The 1,392-nt window shown below is 56.2% G+C and carries 1 rRNA gene; it reads right to left on the bottom strand.

The annotated features are described in order from the left end of the window. Window positions 1–1,392: ribosomal RNA gene (locus AB0L21_RS39610) — 23S ribosomal RNA — on the bottom strand; the annotation flags it as partial.

Below are 1,392 nucleotides of genomic sequence, written 5' to 3'. Positions count from 1 at the left end.
GGACAAGCCCTCGGCCTATTAGTACCAGTCAACTCCACCCGTTACCAGGCTTCCATATCTGGCCTATCAACCCAGTCGTCTACTGGGAGCCTTACCCCATCAAGTGGGTGGGAGTCCTCATCTCGAAGCAGGCTTCCCGCTTAGATGCTTTCAGCGGTTATCCCTCCCGAACGTAGCCAACCAGCCATGCCCTTGGCAGAACAACTGGCACACCAGAGGTTCGTCCGTCCCGGTCCTCTCGTACTAGGGACAGCCCTTCTCAAGACTCCTACGCGCACAGCGGATAGGGACCGAACTGTCTCACGACGTTCTAAACCCAGCTCGCGTACCGCTTTAATGGGCGAACAGCCCAACCCTTGGGACCGACTCCAGCCCCAGGATGCGACGAGCCGACATCGAGGTGCCAAACCATCCCGTCGATATGGACTCTTGGGGAAGATCAGCCTGTTATCCCCGGGGTACCTTTTATCCGTTGAGCGACGGCGCTTCCACAAGCCACCGCCGGATCACTAGTCCCGACTTTCGTCCCTGCTCGACCCGTCGGTCTCACAGTCAAGCTCCCTTGTGCACTTACACTCAACACCTGATTGCCAACCAGGCTGAGGGAACCTTTGGGCGCCTCCGTTACCCTTTAGGAGGCAACCGCCCCAGTTAAACTACCCATCAGACACTGTCCCTGATCCGGATCACGGACCCAGGTTAGACATCCAGCACGACCAGACTGGTATTTCAACGACGACTCCACAAACACTGGCGTGCCTGCTTCACAGTCTCCCAGCTATCCTACACAAGCCGAACCGAACACCAATATCAAACTGTAGTAAAGGTCCCGGGGTCTTTCCGTCCTGCTGCGCGAAACGAGCATCTTTACTCGTAGTGCAATTTCACCGGGCCTATGGTTGAGACAGTCGAGAAGTCGTTACGCCATTCGTGCAGGTCGGAACTTACCCGACAAGGAATTTCGCTACCTTAGGATGGTTATAGTTACCACCGCCGTTTACTGGCGCTTAAGTTCTCAGCTTCGCCCACCCGAAAGTGAGCTAACCGGTCCCCTTAACGTTCCAGCACCGGGCAGGCGTCAGTCCGTATACATCGCCTTACGGCTTCGCACGGACCTGTGTTTTTAGTAAACAGTCGCTTCTCGCTGGTCTCTGCGGCCACCCCCAGCTCACGGAGTAAATCCGATCACCAGGTGTGGCCCCCCTTCTCCCGAAGTTACGGGGGCATTTTGCCGAGTTCCTTAACCATAGTTCACCCGAACGCCTCGGTATTCTCTACCTGACCACCTGAGTCGGTTTAGGGTACGGGCCGCCATGAAACTCGCTAGAGGCTTTTCTCGACAGCATAGGATCATCCACTTCACCACAATCGGCTCGGCATCAGGTCTCAGAC

The organism is Streptomyces sp. NPDC052721, assembly GCF_040678315.1.
Lineage (GTDB): Bacteria > Actinomycetota > Actinomycetes > Streptomycetales > Streptomycetaceae > Streptomyces.
This window is presented reverse-complemented; position numbering and strand designations above follow the sequence as displayed.